Source organism: Spiroplasma endosymbiont of Tipula paludosa, assembly GCF_964264785.1.
GTDB lineage: Bacteria > Bacillota_I > Bacilli_A > Mycoplasmatales > Nriv7 > Nriv7.
Genome location: NZ_OZ183484.1, coordinates 911233 through 934593 on the forward strand (window position 1 = coordinate 911233; position 23361 = coordinate 934593).

Sequence of the window (23361 nt, forward strand, 5' to 3'; positions counted from 1 at the left end):
AATAATTCTGGTAACATTTATCTTTCCTTTTTCAATTAATTTAAAAATAACGCCATCGGCGTTATTAATCATTTTTCAACAGAACCCATTCCTAAACTGTGATAAGTTTTTAACTTAATAAAATTATTTCCTACTCGATTTTTCTGCGTTTAAATTGTGAATTACTCAGTACATCTTCTGCTAATAACGAAGCATTAGTTGTTAATAAAGCAACAATTTCGCGATGAATACGGTCTTCCTCACATTCGCCTGATAATTTCCATCCGATACGAGCACCATAAGTATCCTCATATTTAATTTTACATTCATTTGCTAATTGGATCAGCGTCTTGCCACAATCATTTTTAATATTAACATCCGCACCACTATCAATTAATAATCGCACCATTTCAACATTTTTTGATGCCACAGCTGGAAAAAGGCAATTCTCATTATAAGGATTTTTAATATTAACATCCGCACCATTTTTAATCAACAATCGTACCATTTCTAAATGCGATACTCTAACTGCTAACATCATTGCTGTAAAACCACCACTATCAGTTGCATTCACATTAGCACCATTATCAATTAACAATTGTACAATTTCTAAACTACTTTCGCGAACGGCTACAAAAAAAGCATTAAATTCAGAATGTTTAAGAATATTATTAACATCGGCACCATTATCAAGTAACAATTTAATTACAGCAATATTTCCCCTTTTTATTGCTTCAAAAATCGGCGAACCAAACATCCTACTTTTCATATTAACATCCGCACCACTAGCAAGCAACAACTGAATAACAGCAATATTTTTACTTCCTAAGGCTCAATAAATAGGCGACTCACCAAGACTATTTTTAATATCAACATCCGCACCACTATCAAAGAGCAGTTGCATAATTTCAAGATTTTCTTTGCTTACTGCATAATGAAGGGGCGGATTACCTAACTCACGCTGTAAATTTACATTAGCACCACTAGCAAGTAATAATTTAATGATTGCAATTTCTTGTTCCTCAATTGCATAAGAAAATGGTGTTGTACCGCCACTATTTTGCAGATTAGCATCCGCACTGCTAGCAAGCAACAACTCAATAACAGCAATATTTTTGCTTTTGACTGCATAATGCAGGGCTGTATTATGCTCATCTTCTAAATAACTGTCATCAATATTAATATCACCAACATTAAGATTAGCATCATCAGTTTCACTTTCTAAATCACTATCATCAACATAGACAGTACCAGCATTAACATTAGCACCATTATCCAACAACAATTGGATTAATGCTAATCATTCTTTTCTTACAGCAATATGAAGTGGCGTTTCACCATCGTTATTTCAAACATTAACATTAAAACCATAATTAATTAGTATTTCTAATACTGCCAATGTTTTATGAAAATCAATTTTTTGAAATCAATTTTCAATTTTCTTATTAATAAACATTGAAGCATTAATATTTAAATCTATTGGCGTATTTTGCAAAAATTGTTCAATTGCTAAAATATCACCACGATTAATTAATTGTTCTAAACGATTAAAAATTTCTTTTTGCACTTCTGCCTGATAATTAATTGTTAATGCTTTCATCCGATAATCTATGCGATGCATATAATTATTTAATTGTTCTTTTTCATCACTAATATCTAAACCTTGTTGTAATTCAAGAATTTTTACTTTTAGTCTTGTTAATTCATCAATTGAATACTTGAAATAATTCTCAAATTCTTTCTTTATTGTTAATAATTGCTCTTGAAACTCTTGTGGCAACATTTAGCTTCTCCTTTTAAATTAATTTAAAAATAACGCCATTGGCGTTATTAATCATTTTTCAAACACTACTAAAAATGCAGTTCATAAATTTATATTGTCTTTAAACCAAAGACCAAGAAAAATACTAAATTATCTTTCGCCAATCGAATATTTGGTTAGAAAAATAATTTAGTTGCACTTAACTTTACAATTTGGCTAATATTAAAATAACAAGGTTAATTTAAATATTTTTAACACTTAAAACTTATCTAAATATTTCATTGTTTGTGCCTTTAAAGTATTTTTCATTGCGATTGCTTTATATATTCCTAATCACTCAAAATTTTTATTAATTGTATAACTAATTCCCGCTCCGTGAGAAATTCAGTCGGTATTTATTAATGCATCCAAAAGATCACCAAAAACAATATCTACTAATATTGATACCACTGCACCAGCAATACCACCAACTAAAGTTGATGAAACGCCTGTTGCTAACCACCTAACTACTTTGCCATTTTTAATAAGCAATTTAGCAACCTTAGCCCCAACTTTCGTTCCGGTATAAACCGATATTGGCACACCAACAACAATATCAATCACAACAGTTTTTATAACTTGTTTACTCCGCATTGCTGCATACATATCATCAGCCATATAATGCGTTATCATATGAGAATTATTAGAATCAGCAACATTAATCGCATTCACACCTTTATACTCAATCGTTTTAATAACATCGCGGACACTTTGTACTAAATTATTAACATTTTTAAAATTAACGCCAAATTGTAAAGTTAAGTGCAACTAAATTATTTTTCTAACCAAATATTCGATTGGCGAAAGATAATTTAGTATTTTTCTTGGTCTTTGGTTTAAAGACAATATAAATTTATGAACTGCATTTTTAGTAGTGTTTGAAAAATTAAATTTTTTAGGAAATTTTTCTCTAATTAAACCATTAGTATTTTCATTAGTACCTCTTTGTCAAGGTGAATATGCATCAGCAAAATAAATTTTCACATTTAAATTTTTTTCAAGTTGTTGTCAATTAGCAAATTCTTTACCCCTATCAAATGTTATAGTCTTAACAAGATTATTTGGAAGAATTGATAAATAATGACTAATATTTTTGTTAATAACTTTAGTAGTTCTATTTTCAACTAATATTGCTAAAGTAAATCTTGATGTTCTTTCAACTAAAGTTATTAAACATGATTTACTTTTACCTCGTGATGATACTACAGTATCACCTTCTCAATGGCCAAGAGTTATGCGATTATTAACATTTCGTTCTTTAATGGATTTACCATTAAATTTACCCCGATTTTCTTGAGATTTTCGTTTCTTACCTTTTCTTCTTAAATTTTTACTAGTAACCTTTTCAAGTAATCCAGAATAAATTCAATTGTAAATTGTTTTAAAACTAATAATTCATTCTTGATGAAAATTTTTAATTCTGCCATAAATTTGTTCAGGCGATCAACCTAATAATAATTTTTGTTGTACATATTTTACTAATTCTCTATTTTTAAATTTATGAAAATAAACATGTAATTGTTTTCTATTTTCTGCTTTATTTTGTGCAATTAATGAAAAATAATGATTATTATCTTTATTTCTATTAACTTCTCGATTAATAGTACTAATACTTCGATTAAGATTTTTAGCTATTTCACTAATTTTTACTTTAAATTTCAATTGATTCTCAATATAAATTCTTTCATCTATGCCAAGATGTTTGTATCCCATATAAAAACTCCTTAAATTTACTTTTTCTAAAATAAACTTAGCATCATGAAATTTTTATATGAAATCTTTTGCAATTTTATTTACTTGCACTTACAAGTATAATTCAGCTAACATTAAAATTACCACAATCTTTTTCTACTGTTTTAAGATGTTCATATGAGTCTTGAAACATTTTATTTAATTTAACAATTTTTTCTCAAACTCCAAGTTCAGTTATCTTATCTTTTTGTTGAATAAAGGTTTCCTTTCACTTTGTAAAATGACTAACAAAAGATTGTTCTAATCTCACTTCTAAATCGCCTAATAAAGTATTAGTTTTAAATAAATAGGCATCTAATTCCATAAACTTAACAGGTAACTCTAATTGAAAATCATCTCTTCTTAAATATTCAATATCATCACGATATTCTTTAAACTCCTTATGAAGTAAAATCATTTTCTTAAAATCGGTTTCAGAATCAATACGATTATTTTTTATCGCGATAATTTTAGCATTTAATTGTGCTAAATTTTTATTCACTTGATTTAAAAACTCACTAATATAAGAATGTAAATTAACTTTAAAATCTGAATGAACTAACTTATTAAATTCCATATATTCACTAGACTTGGTACATAACTATAACATTTTATGCCGACTAAACTATAAAATTCATTTTTATCTTTGTATTTATCTAACATTTGTATTTCATCTAAAAAATAATTATCAAAATAGTAGATAAAATTAAAGGTTATGTACCAAGTCTACTGTATTTGGATTTAACACAATTTCTTCATTAATATCAGTTAGTGCCAAACTATTAATACTAGTAACAATACCTGTTGAACATAGGAGAAATGCTAAAAAAATTTTCGCAAAACAACCACTCATTTTACTCACCTCAAAATATAGTTTATTTTTCATTACTCTTAATACTTAAATTAAGTTTAGCAAAATAAAAAAAGTGTACAACTATTTTATTAAAAAAACTAAGAGTTTTTATAACATCTTAGTTAACATCTAATATATATTTATGAATTGCTTTACTAACGCCACCATTATTATAAGTATCAGTAATATCATTAGCAATTGCTAATAATGGTTTTTCACTATCTTTCATTGCAATTCCATAACCAGCTCATTCAATCATTTTATAGTCGTTCATCCCATCACCAATGGCCATAACTTCTTCACGATTAATATTTCACATCTTAGCTAAATGCTTAATACCACTTGCTTTACTAATATTTAATTCATTAACCTCAATCATCCGAGATTTTCCCTTGTCAGAAACCGCAATTTCAGCAATTTGTAACTTTTCTAATTCTAATGCTAAACTATTAATTCTTTTACTCTTACCTAATAATAAAATTTTATACATTCTAACATCAGAATTTTCATTAACTTTAACAATTTTACGACGATTTAACTTTTGAATTAACCAAATTTTAAAAGTTTTCTTTAAAATATAACCAATATTACCATCAACACTATAACCTCAAAAAGCAACTTTATAATTTTTAGCTAAATTAATAACTTGTTTAATAGTACTTGACGCTATTTCTTTATCAACTAATAACTCACCAGTTCTTAAATTAATAACATAGGCGCCATTAAAACATACCATATGTTCACTAGTTTCATATAAACCTAATTCACGAGCAAATTTATAACTAGATTGCGGTGATCGTCCTGTAGCAATAATTACTTTAACACCAAGTTCTTGAGCTTGCTTCACAGCAACAATATTTTCTGGATGTAACTCAAAATGATTTTTCAATAATGTTTTATCTAAATCTAAAGCAACTAACTTAATTTTCATCATAACACCATTTATCTTTTCTAATTTTATATTTTTCACAAATAATTATAACATATGCTGAATTATACTTGTAAGTGCAAGTAAATAAAATTGCAAAAGATTTCATATAAAAATTTCATGATGCTAAGTTTATTTTAGAAAAAGTAAATTTAAGGAGTTTTTATATGGGATACAAACATCTTGGCATAGATGAAAGAATTTATATTGAGAATCAATTGAAATTTAAAGTAAAAATTAGTGAAATAGCTAAAAATCTTAATCGAAGTATTAGTACTATTAATCGAGAAGTTAATAGAAATAAAGATAATAATCATTATTTTTCATTAATTGCACAAAATAAAGCAGAAAATAGAAAACAATTACATGTTTATTTTCATAAATTTAAAAATAGAGAATTAGTAAAATATGTACAACAAAAATTATTATTAGGTTGATCGCCTGAACAAATTTATGGCAGAATTAAAAATTTTCATCAAGAATGAATTATTAGTTTTAAAACAATTTACAATTGAATTTATTCTGGATTACTTGAAAAGGTTACTAGTAAAAATTTAAGAAGAAAAGGTAAGAAACGAAAATCTCAAGAAAATCGGGGTAAATTTAATGGTAAATCCATTAAAGAACGAAATGTTAATAATCGCATAACTCTTGGCCATTGAGAAGGTGATACTGTAGTATCATCACGAGGTAAAAGTAAATCATGTTTAATAACTTTAGTTGAAAGAACATGAACATCAAGATTTACTTTAGCAATATTAGTTGAAAATAGAACTACTAAAGTTATTAACAAAAATATTAGTCATTATTTATCAATTCTTCCAAATAATCTTGTTAAGACTATAACATTTGATAGGGGTAAAGAATTTGCTAATTGACAACAACTTGAAAAAAATTTAAATGTGAAAATTTATTTTGCTGATGCATATTCACCTTGACAAAGAGGTACTAATGAAAATACTAATGGTTTAATTAGAGAAAAATTTCCTAAAAAATTTAATTTTTCAAACACTACTAAAAATGCAGTTCATAAATTTATATTGTCTTTAAACCAAAGACCAAGAAAAATACTAAATTATCTTTCGCCAATCGAATATTTGGTTAGAAAAATAATTTAGTTGCACTTAACTTTACAATTTGGCACTTATTAAAAAATATTTTAAGAATGCAACGAAAACTTTTTATCGTTGGGCACAAAAAATTATGACTGCTTATTATTCTGACAATCTAGATTTGTTATTGTTTAAAACTACAAAACCACAAAATATTAATTATCAATATAGTTTAAATTCTCGCGAAAAAGTATGTGATTTATATTTTGATTACAAAAATCTTCAAGCTGGCGGAATGTGGTCTTTATTTAACAATTTAAAAATCGGTTTTCACGCTGTTAAAAATTCAGAAGTTCCGAAAAATATCAAAACTTTTTATCGTTGAATTAAATCCGACCCTCGTTGAAAAGAATTAAAACAGCAAATCAAACAAACAAAACGCCATTTTAAGCGTTATGAAGTTTCTGATATTGGTCTCTTACAAATGGATGCTAAAATCATTACCCCATCAAATTTTCCGGTTGATAAAAAATATTACATTTATGATTTTATTGACGAAATGACGCGCATAGTATTTGGTTATGTTTATGATAGTTTGGGAACTAACAATGCCATTAATGCGACACGAAGAGCGATGAAAGATTTCGGCGAACTTGGCATAATCATTAAACGCCTTCGTACTGACAACGCTCCAGAATTTACTACTACTAACTGAAGTAATAAAAAATCATACAAAGTAAAAGAAAGGCCTTTTACAACCTTTCTTTCGAGGAACGTAATTGTCCACGAAACCACGCCAATCCGTTCTCCTCAGAGCAATGGAAAGATTGAACGATTTCATCAACATTATACCAAATTATTTTATTCTAAGGATAAAAAACTAAATCAAAATGAACTTCAACATTATTTAAACAAATATTATTACTTTTATAATTTTGAACGACGCCATTCATCTTTAAACAATAAAACTCCATTTCAAACATTACAAAAACTTTTAATAAAATAATTTCTAGAAGTTTAAATAATTATTTTTTACAAAATATTTAATTTATTAGTCTCGTTATGGTTATGAAGCGATTGTTCCTAAAAAACTTAATATTTTATGATTTTTATTTTACTTCATGAAACTCAATATTACCATCAAATCCTTGTTTTAATGACCTATGCGCACTCCCATTAAAAGTTATACTATCATCATTATTTATGGTAATTTCTTGTGGCAAAAGATTATATTCTTTTAATTTTTGCATAATTTCTTTAATTAAAATTTCAAATGATTTTTCTTCATTGCTTGTATTTGTTATTTGTGAAGTAATGTTACCATAAATATTTTGTGTTAATTTTAATGTTATTTGCCCTAAAACTTCATCTAATGAAGCAGTAACCTTAATCTTTTGATTTGGGTTAACTTCAATTTCTTGTGACGGTAATTCCACTTCTGAAACTTCTTTATATTCATTTGTTTTATTACTTGAAAAATCAAATGTATTACTTAAGGTTTTTGTTTCTGATGATGTATTTGTATTTGAAGAACCATATTCTCCCCCGATACCTAATTTTTTATCAATAGTTGCTGATACACCTGCAAAAGGTCAAACATTAGCTTCAGCCGTCGTACTTATACCAAGTTCAAAATTTCAATTATGTTTCATATCTGAACTTGAACTTTGTTCTGAACTTTTCTCTTCACCTTCAGTTTTGCTTAAACCTGTTGTAATTTGAGAACTTACGGTTGTTTCTTTTGTATATTTACAATTTGGCGTTTTCATTTTTTGTTTTTCAGGTAAATTATGAAATAATGTGGTTGTCCCAAAACAGATGTTTTTACTATTTTGATTATATATTGGTTCAATACTTTTTGTTGCTGTTACATTTGAATATATCAAATTACCTGAATTAATATTTTTAATTTCTTTTATAGTAATTCCTTGATTTTTATCTCGATAACTTAAAAATATCCCCTTTTTAATTAGTTCGTTTAAATTAATAATTTTATTTTCTTGATTATTTATTATGTATCAAATTTTCTTTTCACCAAAATATTTATCACTATCTTTTCTTGCTTGTATCGTAACAGAAATATTAGTTTTTTCAACTACTTCTAATTGTGAAATATCTAAATTTAGGTTTAAATAATTTAATTCGTTTAAAATGGCATTGTTGTTATTATTAATAATATTTAAATCAGTATTTGTAATAATTTCATTTAAATCTTGTCTAACTTTAAAATTACTACAAAAAACATAACTATCAATACTATATTTATTTGAGTCAGCTTTTACTGCGATTGTTAATTTACCATTTGGAACTTTTTCTTTAACATATATTTGTGTAATGTCTAAATCAGGGTTAGCTTGTTTAGCGGCCGCTAAAATTGTTTCATCATTAATATTATCAACAGGATTTAAACATTTTTTAAAGTCATTAAATAAATCAGGAATCACAAAATAAACAACTACTCATGAACCCGGGCTATATTTCCCGGTTAAATTTACTGTAATTTTTGCAGATTTATTAGTTATATCAGATACAGATAAATGAGAAATATCTATATTAGGATTTTTTATTTTAATAGCATCTAAAATATTAGTTTCTTTACTTTCATAAATTTCACTTAAATTTGTATTTAAAAGTGCTTCGTTTATAATTTGTTTATTTAAATATTTATTTGCCAAATTGTAAAGTTAAGTGCAACTAAATTATTTTTCTAACCAAATATTCGATTGGCGAAAGATAATTTAGTATTTTTCTTGGTCTTTGGTTTAAAGACAATAGACTTGGTACATAACCTTTAATTTTATCTACTATTTTGATAATTATTTTTTAGATGAAATACAAATGTTAGATAAATACAAAGATAAAAATGAATTTTATAGTTTAGTCGGCATAAAATGTTATAGTTATGTACCAAGTCTAATGAATCGCACCTAAATATCCTAAATTAACAGCATTACCATTTTTCTTAGCTATACTATTAGCAATTAATATAAAGGGAACATAAATTACCATCCCTAATATTAAATTAGAAAATACTAAAATAATTGCTTTCCAACGGTCGCGTTTAGTTTTCTTAGGTATTGCTTTGAAGAAGTAAAACAATCAGCTAATTATATTATTTAATTACTAAACTAACCATACCTTTCTTGTTATTGTCATTTTTATTCATTACTATTTTATCATATTATTGAATTTTTACACAATAGACTTGGTACATAACCTTTAATTTTATCTACTATTTTGATAATTATTTTTTAGATGAAATACAAATGTTAGATAAATACAAAAGACTTGGTACATAACCTTTAATTTTATCTACTATTTTGATAATTATTTTTTAGATGAAATACAAATGTTAGATAAATACAAAGATAAAAATGAATTTTATAGTTTAGTCGGCATAAAATGTTATAGTTATGTACCAAGTCTAATATAAATTTATGAACTGCATTTTTAGTAGTGTTTGAAAAATTAAATTTTTTAGGAAATTTTTCTCTAATTAAACCATTAGTATTTTCATTAGTACCTCTTTGTCAAGGTGAATATGCATCAGCAAAATAAATTTTCACATTTAAATTTTTTTCAAGTTGTTGTCAATTAGCAAATTCTTTACCCCTATCAAATGTTATAGTCTTAACAAGATTATTTGGAAGAATTGATAAATAATGACTAATATTTTTGTTAATAACTTTAGTAGTTCTATTTTCAACTAATATTGCTAAAGTAAATCTTGATGTTCTTTCAACTAAAGTTATTAAACATGATTTACTTTTACCTCGTGATGATACTACAGTATCACCTTCTCAATGGCCAAGAGTTATGCGATTATTAACATTTCGTTCTTTAATGGATTTACCATTAAATTTACCCCGATTTTCTTGAGATTTTCGTTTCTTACCTTTTCTTCTTAAATTTTTACTAGTAACCTTTTCAAGTAATCCAGAATAAATTCAATTGTAAATTGTTTTAAAACTAATAATTCATTCTTGATGAAAATTTTTAATTCTGCCATAAATTTGTTCAGGCGATCAACCTAATAATAATTTTTGTTGTACATATTTTACTAATTCTCTATTTTTAAATTTATGAAAATAAACATGTAATTGTTTTCTATTTTCTGCTTTATTTTGTGCAATTAATGAAAAATAATGATTATTATCTTTATTTCTATTAACTTCTCGATTAATAGTACTAATACTTCGATTAAGATTTTTAGCTATTTCACTAATTTTTACTTTAAATTTCAATTGATTCTCAATATAAATTCTTTCATCTATGCCAAGATGTTTGTATCCCATATAAAAACTCCTTAAATTTACTTTTTCTAAAATAAACTTAGCATCATGAAATTTTTATATGAAATCTTTTGCAATTTTATTTACTTGCACTTACAAGTATAATTCAGCTTATGAAAATAAACATGTAATTGTTTTCTATTTTCTGCTTTATTTTGTGCAATTAATGAAAAATAATGATTATTATCTTTATTTCTATTAACTTCTCGATTAATAGTACTAATACTTCGATTAAGATTTTTAGCTATTTCACTAATTTTTACTTTAAATTTCAATTGATTCTCAATATAAATTCTTTCATCTATGCCAAGATGTTTGTATCCCATATAAAAACTCCTTAAATTTACTTTTTCTAAAATAAACTTAGCATCATGAAATTTTTATATGAAATCTTTTGCAATTTTATTTACTTGCACTTACAAGTATAATTCAGCATTTATAAATTAAAAATAAGATATTACTTTAAATTTATAGTAAAATTAATAAGGATTAACAATTAATAGGAGGAAAATATGGCGTATCAAAAAGAATACCAAAAATGATTAAATAATAATGATTTAGAACCACAATTAAGAGAGCAGTTAATTGCAATGAATGAAAAAGAAATTATTGATGCTTTTAGTAATTCATTAAGTTTTGGTACAGCAGGAATTCGTGGGATTATGGGACCTGGAATTGCCAGAATGAATATTTATAATATTAGGAAGGCAACAATTGCTTTTATCCAATATTTACAAAAACATTATGAAATGGATGAATTACAAAAAGGAATTGTTATTGCTCATGATAATCGTCATTATTCATTAGAATTTAGTCAAGAAGTAGCTAATATTTTTACTAGTTATAGTATTCCTGTATACTTATTTACTAATAATGATTTACGACCAACACCATTATTATCATATAGTGTGAGAAAATTAAATGCTTTAGCTGGTGCTGTAATTACTGCTAGCCATAATCCGCCTGAATATAATGGTTTTAAAATTTATGATGAAAATGGTTGTCAATTTTTACCAGTTGTTACTGATGAAGTTGGTAATAATATGGAAAATATTGCTATTGAGGATGTCTTTAAGTTACTAAAACCAATTCAAAAACAATTAATAAAAACTGTTCCGATTATTGTTGAAGAAGAATATATTAAAGATGTTAAAGCATTACAATTTTATCCTAATGAACAAAAGGATATTAAGATAGTTTTTTCTAATCAGCACGGTACTAGTCGTGATTGAGTAATGAATGTTTTACAAAGTAGTAATTATCAAGTTATTCCTGTTAAAGAACAATGAGATTTTGATCCTAATTTTAGTAATACACCATCACCTAATCCCGAAGTTGCTGAATCTTTTACATTAGCTATTAAATATGCTAAGAAAAATAATGCTGACTTAATTATTATTAATGACCCTGATAGTGACAGAATTGGCATTGCAGTTTTACATCATAATGAGTATATTTTATTAAATGGTAATGAAACAGCACCAATTTTGTTAGAATACTTATTAAGTCATTATCAACAGCAAAAAATTATGCCATCTAATCCAGTAATGTATAATACTTTTGTTACTGGTCATTTAAGTGATTTGGTAGCAAAATCTTATGGTTGTGAAGTTATTAAAACATTAACTGGTTTTAAATGAATTGGTAATGAAATGGCAAAAGAAAAGACACGGAATATAAATTTTGTTTTTGGTTTTGAAGAAGCATATGGTTATGTTGTTAAAGATTTAACTCGTGATAAAGATGGTATTGCCGCAGCAATGGTTGTTGCTGAGGCTTGCAATTATTATCGCCAACAAAATAAGTCATTGGTAGATGTTTTAGAAGATATTTATCAAAAATATGGATATTTTTACTTTAATACGGTTAATGTTGTTTTAAAAGGTACTAGTGGGCAAAAAGCGATTAAGACGATTTTAGCAAAGTTAAGAAAAGATTCAATTGTTAGTTTAAATAATATTAAATTAGCAAAAAAAGAAGATTATTTGCAAGGTTTATATAATATGCCTCCCCAAGATTTATTAAAATTTTATTTTAATGATGGTTCGTGGTTGGCAATAAGAGCTAGTGGTACCGAACCAAAAATTAAATTTTATTTTGTTTGTGTTGATAAATCAGTGAAAGCAGCAAAAATAAAAATGGAATTAATGTTTTCCGATTTAGAAAAAAATTATTTACATTTAAAGAAAGGGAAATTAGATGATTAAAGATTTAAAAGCAAATAGTAATGTTCTTGATAAATTCTTAGTTGAAAAAGTTAATCAAGGAACAGCAAGTAATGGAGCAACATATTTAACAGTAGCTTTAAAAGATAAAACAGGACTTATTGAAGCCCGCTTATGAAATTCACAACGCGAAGATGCAATTAGATTACAAGCAGGAGTAATTGTTGAAATTAATGGTTTAGTTTCAGAATATCAAAGAAGTTTACAAGTTAAAATTAATAATTATGAAATTATTCCTTTACAAGAAGCAGATCTTAATTTGTTTGTTAAAAGTGCTCCAGTTAGTGAAAGTTTAATGTGAGAACAAATTAATGAGTTTATTGGGGAGATTAAAAATAATGTTTGAAAACAAATTGTTGAAGAAATTTTAAAGACGCAACAAGATCGTTTTAAAATTTCTCCAGCAGCGGTTAGACATCATCATAATATTCATTCGGGATTAATGTGACATACACTAACTATGTTACAAACAGCAAAAGCGATTTGTGAAATTTATAATGATCGTAAAATTAATAAAAGTTTATTATATGCGGGAATTATTTTACATGATATGGGAAAAACTAAAGAATTACAAGGTGATTTAACAGTTGAATATAGTGTGCAAGGTAAATTAATAGGACATATTTCAATTATGGCTGGTGAAATTGCTACCATTGGCGAGAAATTACAATTAGATATGCAACAAGTAGTTTTATTACAACATATGATTTTAGCAAGTCATGGTAAAAATGAATATGGTTCGCCAGTTTTACCACAAATTATGGAAGCAGAAATTTTGCATCATATTGATAATTTAGATGCGAGAATTTATGCGATTGATAGTGGTTTAGAACAAATTGAAAATGAAGCTTTTTCACAACGCATTGGCGGACTAGAAAATCGTAGTTTTTATCGTCACAATTATTTTAACAGTGAAAATTAAATAATTAATTATTGCCAAATTGTAAAGTTAAGTGCAACTAAATTATTTTTCTAACCAAATATTCGATTGGCGAAAGATAATTTAGTATTTTTCTTGGTCTTTGGTTTAAAGACAATATAAATTTATGAACTGCATTTTTAGTAGTGTTTGAAAAATTAAATTTTTTAGGAAATTTTTCTCTAATTAAACCATTAGTATTTTCATTAGTACCTCTTTGTCAAGGTGAATATGCATCAGCAAAATAAATTTTCACATTTAAATTTTTTTCAAGTTGTTGTCAATTAGCAAATTCTTTACCCCTATCAAATGTTATAGTCTTAACAAGATTATTTGGAAGAATTGATAAATAATGACTAATATTTTTGTTAATAACTTTAGTAGTTCTATTTTCAACTAATATTGCTAAAGTAAATCTTGATGTTCTTTCAACTAAAGTTATTAAACATGATTTACTTTTACCTCGTGATGATACTACAGTATCACCTTCTCAATGGCCAAGAGTTATGCGATTATTAACATTTCGTTCTTTAATGGATTTACCATTAAATTTACCCCGATTTTCTTGAGATTTTCGTTTCTTACCTTTTCTTCTTAAATTTTTACTAGTAACCTTTTCAAGTAATCCAGAATAAATTCAATTGTAAATTGTTTTAAAACTAATAATTCATTCTTGATGAAAATTTTTAATTCTGCCATAAATTTGTTCAGGCGATCAACCTAATAATAATTTTTGTTGTACATATTTTACTAATTCTCTATTTTTAAATTTATGAAAATAAACATGTAATTGTTTTCTATTTTCTGCTTTATTTTGTGCAATTAATGAAAAATAATGATTATTATCTTTATTTCTATTAACTTCTCGATTAATAGTACTAATACTTCGATTAAGATTTTTAGCTATTTCACTAATTTTTACTTTAAATTTCAATTGATTCTCAATATAAATTCTTTCATCTATGCCAAGATGTTTGTATCCCATATAAAAACTCCTTAAATTTACTTTTTCTAAAATAAACTTAGCATCATGAAATTTTTATATGAAATCTTTTGCAATTTTATTTACTTGCACTTACAAGTATAATTCAGCTATTAAAAAAGAATTCCTAACAAATCTAGGAATTCTTTTTTAATTAAATTTAAGTTTTTTTTCTAATGCTGTTAGTTTTTTACTGTCAACAACGATTTGACTTTTTGGTAATTGTAAACCACTGTGGGAAGAATATTTAGGGATAATATGTAAATGATAATGTTCAATAGTTTGTCCAGCAAGAATACCATTATTAGAAATAAAATTAAATGCTGAAGTATTAAGTTGCATTTCAATTTGCTGAGCGACTTTTTTAGCAGTAATATTAACAAAAGAAATGATGTCATCATTAGTATTAATAAAATTTGTACTATGAATTTTAGGGATAACTAGGGTGTGTCCTTTGTCAAGAGGCATAATGTCTAAAAAGGCAATTGTATGTTCATCTTCATAAATTATATGACTAGGAATTTCGTGCAAAATTATTTTGCAAAATAAACAAGATTGTTCATTCATTTAATAATCCTCCTTGTTTAAAAAAGAGAACAGTTAACTGTTCTCTTTTTTTGTAAATTAATCATCTTCTTCATCTTGGAAATAAGTAGATAAATCTTCTCATATCTTTTTATCGTAAATATTTTTCTTAGTTACAATGTATTTTGTATATAAATATTGACTAGCATTCTTTTTTAAATTATCATCTTTGGAAATTGTAAATAATAATTCATTAATTAATGATGTTTTTTGATTATTAGGAAGATTTTGCATTCCCGTATTATTGCGGGCGCTATTTTTTTTAGTTCCCGTTTTATTAGTATTATTTTTTCACTCAAATTCTATCCCATTATCAATTTGAATTTCTTTATCATCATCAATTTTATAACCTTTAAACAAATCAGTGACAAAAATTGGGAGAACATAAATTTTAGATACATAACGACGGTCTTCAGTATAAAATTTATTTATTTCAGAATCGTTAGGAGCTTTACTGCTAGCAAAGCCAACAATTTGTCTCTCTTTCACTTGTTCTTTATAAAAATCTTCCATTGTGTTATCACCATAAGGATTATTATCATTACCATAAGCAACAAAACCACGAAAACCGGCCATATTAAATATTGGATCAAAAATTGTTTTGATTTCATTATTATCAGGTTTAAATTTATTTTTGAAAGTATCATTATCAGGAATTAACACAACATCATCGTTAGGTAAATTTGCTTCATTTTCCTTTTTAACTTTTACTTCTCAAACCATTTTTATTTTACTATCTCAAACATTACCTGAATCAAATGTTTGTACATTTTTAGGAACAGTTCAACTTATTGGCAATGAATAATTACCATCTTTTTTTAATTCAAAAATCCGATCTTGTAATCAAGTCATTGTCATTAAATTATCAAGAATAGTAGGTTTAATTTGTGCATTATAGTAATCAGCAAATCGTTCACGAACTTTAACTTTATAATTTATGGTTTCATTGTTGGTGCTTGTGATTTCGGCTGTCATTAAATCATTAATGCTTGGTTGAATTGTATCAGTATAGGCCTCATCTTTTTCTTCATCTCAAGTTCCTAAAATATGCCATTCCGCTGATTGCTTAATGTCGTATCCTTGTTTAGTAACTGTTGCTTCTAAGAAACTATTATTTAATCTTGCTTTTAAGTATTCTTGATATAATTTATCACCTGCTATTTGGTTTCAAAGGTTATCAAATTGTTGCAAATAATTGGTAATTTCTGTCTCAGATAAGTTTTCAATTTTTTTGCCTCGCATTTTCGCATATATCGTAACAAATTCATTACGAGCAATAATCTCTTTAATAGCATTAAAACCATATTCACTAATCTTACCTTTAAATTTATCAAATAATGCTTTTCCAGTAATATTATTTTTATCGGTTATTTCTAATAATTTAATAAATTGTTCTTCTTGAGTTTTTTCAGATATATTACTATCAATGCGGTCTTTAGATTTACTACAAGCAATAACAGTTACAATAGGAGATGAAGATATTAAAATTGTACTCGTGAAACTGACTAATTTCTTTAGTATTTGCATCTTAATGTTTCTCCTTTTCTAATGCTAATCAGTAGTTACTAATTTCTGTTGATGAATAAAGGTTCCCTTTTGAAGAATGATTGTTTTTAGGTTTAATAGGAGTTGGGGGAGTAATCGCTTTAATAGTTCATAAGTTATCTTTATTATTCATAAAGTTATCATTAATAACTGTATTAACATCAATTAACGCTCCAATAGTTTGATTTTTATTAGGAATCTTATTAATGGCATCATTTTCATCATTTAGATTTTTACTTAAAATATTAATTTTAGTTCCTAAAAGTGATGAACGAGAAGTTTTAAATATTTTACCTAAAATAGCACTTCATTTATCTTGGTCAAATTCAATATATTCTTTATATCATTCATTATTTGGTTTATCATCATCTCGTTCTAATCACGCCATCATATCTCAAAATCAAAATCATCAGTTTTCATTATTGTCAATATTATTTTGGGAAAAATCAGTATAAGTTTTAATTTCATTCAAAGGATTAAAACCAGAACTTTCACTTTGAGGATTATCATCAACGCGTTTTTTAAATTCATCAAATAAATATTGTAAATAGGGAGTTTTAGCAAGACGCATATTTTCATCTGAAGTTATTGCCGGATATTTGCCGTCACTTTCTTGATTTTCGCCAATATCACCATCAGCATCATAACCTTTTCGTAACTTGTCATAACCATTAATTTTAATAAAACGCACTTCATTCGTATCAGCAATAAAAACAACTTTATCAGTACCAATTTTAATTTTTTTAAAAATAATATTTTTGTTGCTATCTTTTCGTTCGTCATTTAAATCCTTTAAAAGGGCATTAAAATCAGTTGGGATACTTCCGCCATCAGTACCATCGTATGCTAAATCATAAGTTGCTGCTTTAAATATTGGACTAAATTTATCATTAGAACTATCTAAAGTTAATAAATTAGGTAATTGACCAAAGGTTGTTTTGTTATCATCGCTATACAAACCAGCCAATTGTTCAAAAGATTTACTTTTAGCATCACTTAAAAAATCATTAATGTTTTTTAAATTCTTATTTTCATCAAAATCTTTTGCTTCAATGCCATCTTCTAAACCATTTTTGTCTTTACCATCATATTTAAAATTAATTTGAGAAACTAATAACGGTTTTAAATTAAAGTATCATTGTTCGGCAATAAATTTTTGCTCTTTACTTAATTTATTTGATTGTTGAGCATCAGGGTTCATCATTACCTTATTGCTCTCATCAAATTTAACAAGATTTTCTGGCTTGATAGCAAAAGTATTGAAAAGACTTTTAATTTTTTCTTTTAATTCATTATTATCATTAAGTTCATATGCTTTTCTTAATGCTCGGTTCCGAGTTTCGGTTTCGGTTTTACTACCATATCATAAATCAATGTTAAAATTATCACCATCGCTGTTGATTTTCTTTATTAAATCATTGGCAATTCTTTTAATTTGCTCCATACTATAGCGATCATAATCAATTTGAAAGTCATTAATAAATTTTTTTCGAAAAGTTTCATAAACATTATTGGGAGTAGAATTATCTAATAATAAATGATCTTTAAATCCTTCTGCACCGCCTCATTTTTTATATTCTTTAGCTTCTTCTTTGGTTTTATTATTTCCTCATTGTTTATGTAAAGTTCCTTCAATATAAGTATTTAAATTAGTCATCATATTATCGTAACTTTTTTTAAATATCGGATCATTTTTTTTGCTTTTAAGAACAGATAGTTGTAAGCGTTTAGTAAACTCAACAAATTGTTCTTTTTTAATTTCATTATTGTTAATGAAATTATTGAAAAGTTGATCAATTGTAATTCGATCTAATTTTCCTGAAAAATCATCTAATTCTTTAAATTTTAATGTTGGAAGGTCAAGAAGTACTTGCGAACCATCATCACCAATAAATTCTCATTTATTGGAGCAAGCTGCTGATGTCATTATTGGACTTATTGATAACACCAAAGCAAATGGTAAAACTATCTTTTTCTTCATTAATCTCAATCACTCCTTAAATATTAGTTTTCATAAAATATTTAATTTTACAATACATATTATACACTAGACTTGGTACATAACTATAACATTTTATGCCGACTAAACTATAAAATTCATTTTTATCTTTGTATTTATCTAACATTTGTATTTCATCTAAAAAATAATTATCAAAATAGTAGATAAAATTAAAGGTTATGTACCAAGTCTATTGTATAAACGCTAGCAACCCCTCATTGAATATGACGGGTTGAATTGTCAACTTTTTCAGGAATAATAGCTTGTCCAAAAGTTAAAAGTCCTAACTGAAGTCAAGGTCAAATTATTGCCACTAAAATAGCAACTGGTAAAGAAACTAAAATAACAACTAATGGCACAAATCTTCTTCCCGAAAAAAATGACAAAGCAGTTGGCAACTTAATGGATTGAAAACGATTATAACAAGTAGCTGCTAATATACCAGCAATGATGCCACTCAGAACTCCCATATCAATAGAATAAATAACTTCATTGCCTTTAAGTTGATATAAAAGTTTTGATTTATTTTCTAAGTTAACATCTAATAAAATTGTTGAATAAACAATTTTTGGTAATATCGTCATTAGGCCAATTAATATTGTATAAGCAAAAAAACCAATAAGAGCTGCTTCACCACGATTATCTTTAGCAAAACCAAAAGCTATGCCAATAGCAAAAAGAACAGAAAGATTATCAAAAGCAGTGCCACCAATAAGTTGCAATACTGAACCAATATATCAAATAACACTGTTCTCAGTAATTCCAAAATCTTTAGCCATCATTAATCCGCCCACACGACTTAATATTGCCGCGATAGGTAAAATAGCAATCGGAAACATTAATGATTTAGCAAGTTTTTGTAATCCTGAACTTGTTTTATTGCGAAAATGCTTTAAAGTATTTCTTGGTTGAAAATTACTTGATAGCAGTTTAAGTTTTTTAAAATGCTGAATTATACTTGTAAGTGCAAGTAAATAAAATTGCAAAAGATTTCATATAAAAATTTCATGATGCTAAGTTTATTTTAGAAAAAGTAAATTTAAGGAGTTTTTATATGGGATACAAACATCTTGGCATAGATGAAAGAATTTATATTGAGAATCAATTGAAATTTAAAGTAAAAATTAGTGAAATAGCTAAAAATCTTAATCGAAGTATTAGTACTATTAATCGAGAAGTTAATAGAAATAAAGATAATAATCATTATTTTTCATTAATTGCACAAAATAAAGCAGAAAATAGAAAACAATTACATGTTTATTTTCATAAATTTAAAAATAGAGAATTAGTAAAATATGTACAACAAAAATTATTATTAGGTTGATCGCCTGAACAAATTTATGGCAGAATTAAAAATTTTCATCAAGAATGAATTATTAGTTTTAAAACAATTTACAATTGAATTTATTCTGGATTACTTGAAAAGGTTACTAGTAAAAATTTAAGAAGAAAAGGTAAGAAACGAAAATCTCAAGAAAATCGGGGTAAATTTAATGGTAAATCCATTAAAGAACGAAATGTTAATAATCGCATAACTCTTGGCCATTGAGAAGGTGATACTGTAGTATCATCACGAGGTAAAAGTAAATCATGTTTAATAACTTTAGTTGAAAGAACATCAAGATTTACTTTAGCAATATTAGTTGAAAATAGAACTACTAAAGTTATTAACAAAAATATTAGTCATTATTTATCAATTCTTCCAAATAATCTTGTTAAGACTATAACATTTGATAGGGGTAAAGAATTTGCTAATTGACAACAACTTGAAAAAAATTTAAATGTGAAAATTTATTTTGCTGATGCATATTCACCTTGACAAAGAGGTACTAATGAAAATACTAATGGTTTAATTAGAGAAAAATTTCCTAAAAAATTTAATTTTTCAAACACTACTAAAAATGCAGTTCATAAATTTATATTGTCTTTAAACCAAAGACCAAGAAAAATACTAAATTATCTTTCGCCAATCGAATATTTGGTTAGAAAAATAATTTAGTTGCACTTAACTTTACAATTTGGCATTATTGCACAAAATAAAGCAGAAAATAGAAAACAATTACATGTTTATTTTCATAAATTTAAAAATAGAGAATTAGTAAAATATGTACAACAAAAATTATTATTAGGTTGATCGCCTGAACAAATTTATGGCAGAATTAAAAATTTTCATCAAGAATGAATTATTAGTTTTAAAACAATTTACAATTGAATTTATTCTGGATTACTTGAAAAGGTTACTAGTAAAAATTTAAGAAGAAAAGGTAAGAAACGAAAATCTCAAGAAAATCGGGGTAAATTTAATGGTAAATCCATTAAAGAACGAAATGTTAATAATCGCATAACTCTTGGCCATTGAGAAGGTGATACTGTAGTATCATCACGAGGTAAAAGTAAATCATGTTTAATAACTTTAGTTGAAAGAACATCAAGATTTACTTTAGCAATATTAGTTGAAAATAGAACTACTAAAGTTATTAACAAAAATATTAGTCATTATTTATCAATTCTTCCAAATAATCTTGTTAAGACTATAACATTTGATAGGGGTAAAGAATTTGCTAATTGACAACAACTTGAAAAAAATTTAAATGTGAAAATTTATTTTGCTGATGCATATTCACCTTGACAAAGAGGTACTAATGAAAATACTAATGGTTTAATTAGAGAAAAATTTCCTAAAAAATTTAATTTTTCAAACACTACTAAAAATGCAGTTCATAAATTTATATTGTCTTTAAACCAAAGACCAAGAAAAATACTAAATTATCTTTCGCCAATCGAATATTTGGTTAGAAAAATAATTTAGTTGCACTTAACTTTACAATTTGGCGTTTTGAACTGAAAAATTTTGTTCTTTAAATCCACAAGTTTTAAAAATTACTGGAGATATAAAATTAATAAAAATTATAAATGAAAATACTGAAAATGATAATTGAAAATGATAATCTAGAAGAAGCATACATATATGTTTTAACAACCGAAAGTTTATATTTAATTTATAATAATGAAGTTTATAAATTAGACTTGGTACATAACCTTTAATTTTATCTACTATTTTGATAATTATTTTTTAGATGAAATACAAATGTTAGATAAATACAAAGATAAAAATGAATTTTATAGTTTAGTCGGCATAAAATGTTATAGTTATGTACCAAGTCTATTATTATAAATTAAATATAAACTTTCGGTTGTTAAAACATATATGTATGCTTCTTCTAGATTATCATTTTCAGTATTTTCATTTATAATTTTTATTAATTTTATATCTCCAGTAATTTTTAAAACTTGTGGATTTAAAGAACAAAATTTTTCAGTTCAAAACGCCAAATTGTAAAGTTAAGTGCAACTAAATTATTTTTCTAACCAAATATTCGATTGGCGAAAGATAATTTAGTATTTTTCTTGGTCTTTGGTTTAAAGACAATAGACTTGGTACATAACCTTTAATTTTATCTACTATTTTGATAATTATTTTTTAGATGAAATACAAATGTTAGATAAATACAAAGATAAAAATGAATTTTATAGTTTAGTCGGCATAAAATGTTATAGTTATGTACCAAGTCTAATATAAATTTATGAACTGCATTTTTAGTAGTGTTTGAAAAATTTAATTTTTTAGGAAATTTTTCTCTAATTAAACCATTAGTATTTTCATTAGTACCTCTTTGTCAAGGTGAATATGCATCAGCAAAATAAATTTTCACATTTAAATTTTTTTCAAGTTGTTGTCAATTAGCAAATTCTTTACCCCTATCAAATGTTATAGTCTTAACAAGATTATTTGGAAGAATTGATAAATAATGACTAATATTTTTGTTAATAACTTTAGTAGTTCTATTTTCAACTAATATTGCTAAAGTAAATCTTGATGTTCTTTCAACTAAAGTTATTAAACATGATTTACTTTTACCTCGTGATGATACTACAGTATCACCTTCTCAATGGCCAAGAGTTATGCGATTATTAACATTTCGTTCTTTAATGGATTTACCATTAAATTTACCCCGATTTTCTTGAGATTTTCGTTTCTTACCTTTTCTTCTTAAATTTTTACTAGTAACCTTTTCAAGTAATCCAGAATAAATTCAATTGTAAATTGTTTTAAAACTAATAATTCATTCTTGATGAAAATTTTTAATTCTGCCATAAATTTGTTCAGGCGATCAACCTAATAATAATTTTTGTTGTACATATTTTACTAATTCTCTATTTTTAAATTTATGAAAATAAACATGTAATTGTTTTCTATTTTCTGCTTTATTTTGTGCAATTAATGAAAAATAATGATTATTATCTTTATTTCTATTAACTTCTCGATTAATAGTACTAATACTTCGATTAAGATTTTTAGCTATTTCACTAATTTTTACTTTAAATTTCAATTGATTCTCAATATAAATTCTTTCATCTATGCCAAGATGTTTGTATCCCATATAAAAACTCCTTAAATTTACTTTTTCT

Annotated in this window: 23 protein-coding genes; 6 read left to right on the forward strand and 17 right to left on the reverse strand. The window is 25.7% G+C overall.

Annotated elements, in window-relative coordinates:
- Nucleotides 1-130: 130 nt before the first annotated feature.
- The 5 genes from ACFEL5_RS05360 to ACFEL5_RS05380 all read right to left on the reverse strand — a co-directional run bounded on the left by ACFEL5_RS05360 (nucleotide 131) and on the right by ACFEL5_RS05380 (nucleotide 5295).
- Entirely contained in the window at nucleotides 131-1762 is a 1632-nt protein-coding gene (locus tag ACFEL5_RS05360; RefSeq protein ID WP_375315168.1) for an ankyrin repeat domain-containing protein, read from the reverse strand.
- A gap of 237 nt (nucleotides 1763-1999) precedes the next feature.
- A complete protein-coding gene (locus tag ACFEL5_RS05365; RefSeq protein WP_375315169.1) occupies nucleotides 2000-2548 on the reverse strand; it encodes a hypothetical protein in 549 nt (182 codons plus the stop codon).
- Nucleotides 2549-3493, reverse strand: a complete 945-nt coding sequence (locus ACFEL5_RS05370) for an IS30 family transposase (protein WP_338966716.1) — start codon at nucleotides 3491-3493, stop codon at nucleotides 2549-2551. It lies immediately after the preceding gene.
- A 76-nt stretch (nucleotides 3494-3569) separates the two neighbouring features.
- Nucleotides 3570-4088, reverse strand: a complete 519-nt coding sequence (locus ACFEL5_RS05375) for a hypothetical protein (protein ID WP_375315170.1) — start codon at nucleotides 4086-4088, stop codon at nucleotides 3570-3572.
- Between the two features lie 394 nt (nucleotides 4089-4482).
- Nucleotides 4483-5295 carry an HAD family hydrolase gene (locus ACFEL5_RS05380; RefSeq protein WP_375315171.1) on the reverse strand — a complete coding sequence of 271 codons (813 nt, stop codon included), beginning with the start codon at nucleotides 5293-5295 and terminating at the stop codon, nucleotides 4483-4485.
- 164 nt (nucleotides 5296-5459) lie between these two features.
- Between ACFEL5_RS05380 and ACFEL5_RS05385 the strand changes: the two genes are divergently transcribed.
- Both ACFEL5_RS05385 and ACFEL5_RS05390 read left to right on the forward strand, forming a co-directional pair.
- Nucleotides 5460-6410, forward strand: coding sequence for an IS30 family transposase (locus ACFEL5_RS05385; protein WP_375315172.1), 951 nt, complete (start codon nucleotides 5460-5462; stop codon nucleotides 6408-6410).
- A gap of 19 nt (nucleotides 6411-6429) precedes the next feature.
- Complete coding sequence (locus ACFEL5_RS05390) at nucleotides 6430-7350, forward strand: integrase core domain-containing protein (protein ID WP_375315173.1); 921 nt, start codon at nucleotides 6430-6432, stop codon at nucleotides 7348-7350.
- Nucleotides 7351-7453: 103 nt separating this feature from the next.
- Here the strand turns inward: ACFEL5_RS05390 and ACFEL5_RS05395 are convergent, their stop codons facing one another.
- From ACFEL5_RS05395 to ACFEL5_RS05410, 4 genes are all read right to left on the reverse strand, one after another.
- Nucleotides 7454-9019 (reverse strand): ETX/MTX2 family pore-forming toxin, encoded by a 1566-nt coding sequence (locus tag ACFEL5_RS05395; RefSeq protein ID WP_375315174.1) that lies wholly within the window; start codon nucleotides 9017-9019, stop codon nucleotides 7454-7456.
- A gap of 238 nt (nucleotides 9020-9257) precedes the next feature.
- Nucleotides 9258-9443, reverse strand: a complete 186-nt coding sequence (locus ACFEL5_RS05400; RefSeq protein ID WP_375315175.1) for a hypothetical protein — start codon at nucleotides 9441-9443, stop codon at nucleotides 9258-9260.
- Between the two features lie 209 nt (nucleotides 9444-9652).
- A complete protein-coding gene (locus tag ACFEL5_RS05405) occupies nucleotides 9653-10639 on the reverse strand; it encodes an IS30 family transposase (RefSeq protein ID WP_375315015.1) in 987 nt (328 codons plus the stop codon).
- An 80-nt stretch (nucleotides 10640-10719) separates the two neighbouring features.
- On the reverse strand, nucleotides 10720-10962 hold the full coding sequence (locus ACFEL5_RS05410; protein ID WP_375315104.1) for a helix-turn-helix domain-containing protein: 243 nt from the start codon (nucleotides 10960-10962) through the stop codon (nucleotides 10720-10722).
- 186 nt (nucleotides 10963-11148) lie between these two features.
- Here ACFEL5_RS05410 and ACFEL5_RS05415 point away from each other — a divergent pair, with 186 nt between their 5' ends.
- A complete protein-coding gene (locus tag ACFEL5_RS05415) occupies nucleotides 11149-12843 on the forward strand; it encodes a phospho-sugar mutase (RefSeq protein ID WP_375315176.1) in 1695 nt (564 codons plus the stop codon).
- Nucleotides 12836-13783: a 3'-5' exoribonuclease YhaM family protein gene (locus ACFEL5_RS05420; protein ID WP_375315177.1), complete on the forward strand. Its 948-nt coding sequence runs from the start codon at nucleotides 12836-12838 to the stop codon at nucleotides 13781-13783. The genes ACFEL5_RS05415 and ACFEL5_RS05420 overlap by 8 nt, the downstream gene beginning before the upstream one ends.
- Before the next feature lie 37 nt (nucleotides 13784-13820).
- Here ACFEL5_RS05420 and ACFEL5_RS05425 read toward each other — a convergent pair whose 3' ends face one another.
- The 6 genes from ACFEL5_RS05425 to ACFEL5_RS05450 all read right to left on the reverse strand — a co-directional run bounded on the left by ACFEL5_RS05425 (nucleotide 13821) and on the right by ACFEL5_RS05450 (nucleotide 19877).
- Nucleotides 13821-14765 carry an IS30 family transposase gene (locus ACFEL5_RS05425; protein ID WP_338966716.1) on the reverse strand — a complete coding sequence of 315 codons (945 nt, stop codon included), beginning with the start codon at nucleotides 14763-14765 and terminating at the stop codon, nucleotides 13821-13823.
- A 147-nt stretch (nucleotides 14766-14912) separates the two neighbouring features.
- Nucleotides 14913-15329, reverse strand: coding sequence for an HIT family protein (locus tag ACFEL5_RS05430; protein WP_338968874.1), 417 nt, complete (start codon nucleotides 15327-15329; stop codon nucleotides 14913-14915).
- A 57-nt stretch (nucleotides 15330-15386) separates the two neighbouring features.
- Nucleotides 15387-16874 (reverse strand): hypothetical protein, encoded by a 1488-nt coding sequence (locus tag ACFEL5_RS05435; RefSeq protein ID WP_338968872.1) that lies wholly within the window; start codon nucleotides 16872-16874, stop codon nucleotides 15387-15389.
- A 1-nt stretch (nucleotide 16875) separates the two neighbouring features.
- Entirely contained in the window at nucleotides 16876-18873 is a 1998-nt protein-coding gene (locus ACFEL5_RS05440; protein WP_342189485.1) for a hypothetical protein, read from the reverse strand.
- 16 nt (nucleotides 18874-18889) lie between these two features.
- A complete protein-coding gene (locus tag ACFEL5_RS05445; protein WP_375315178.1) occupies nucleotides 18890-19018 on the reverse strand; it encodes a hypothetical protein in 129 nt (42 codons plus the stop codon).
- A gap of 43 nt (nucleotides 19019-19061) precedes the next feature.
- A complete protein-coding gene (locus ACFEL5_RS05450; RefSeq protein ID WP_375315179.1) occupies nucleotides 19062-19877 on the reverse strand; it encodes a PTS transporter subunit EIIC in 816 nt (271 codons plus the stop codon).
- 68 nt (nucleotides 19878-19945) lie between these two features.
- Between ACFEL5_RS05450 and ACFEL5_RS05455 the strand changes: the two genes are divergently transcribed.
- Nucleotides 19946-20890: an IS30 family transposase gene (locus tag ACFEL5_RS05455; RefSeq protein ID WP_338966716.1), complete on the forward strand. Its 945-nt coding sequence runs from the start codon at nucleotides 19946-19948 to the stop codon at nucleotides 20888-20890.
- Nucleotides 20891-21700 (forward strand): IS30 family transposase, encoded by an 810-nt coding sequence (locus ACFEL5_RS05460; RefSeq protein ID WP_375315180.1) that lies wholly within the window; start codon nucleotides 20891-20893, stop codon nucleotides 21698-21700.
- 341 nt (nucleotides 21701-22041) lie between these two features.
- Here the strand turns inward: ACFEL5_RS05460 and ACFEL5_RS05465 are convergent, their stop codons facing one another.
- Complete coding sequence (locus ACFEL5_RS05465; RefSeq protein WP_375315181.1) at nucleotides 22042-22224, reverse strand: hypothetical protein; 183 nt, start codon at nucleotides 22222-22224, stop codon at nucleotides 22042-22044.
- 122 nt (nucleotides 22225-22346) lie between these two features.
- Nucleotides 22347-23333 (reverse strand): IS30 family transposase, encoded by a 987-nt coding sequence (locus ACFEL5_RS05470; protein WP_375315182.1) that lies wholly within the window; start codon nucleotides 23331-23333, stop codon nucleotides 22347-22349.
- Between the last annotated feature and the right edge of the window lie 28 nt (nucleotides 23334-23361).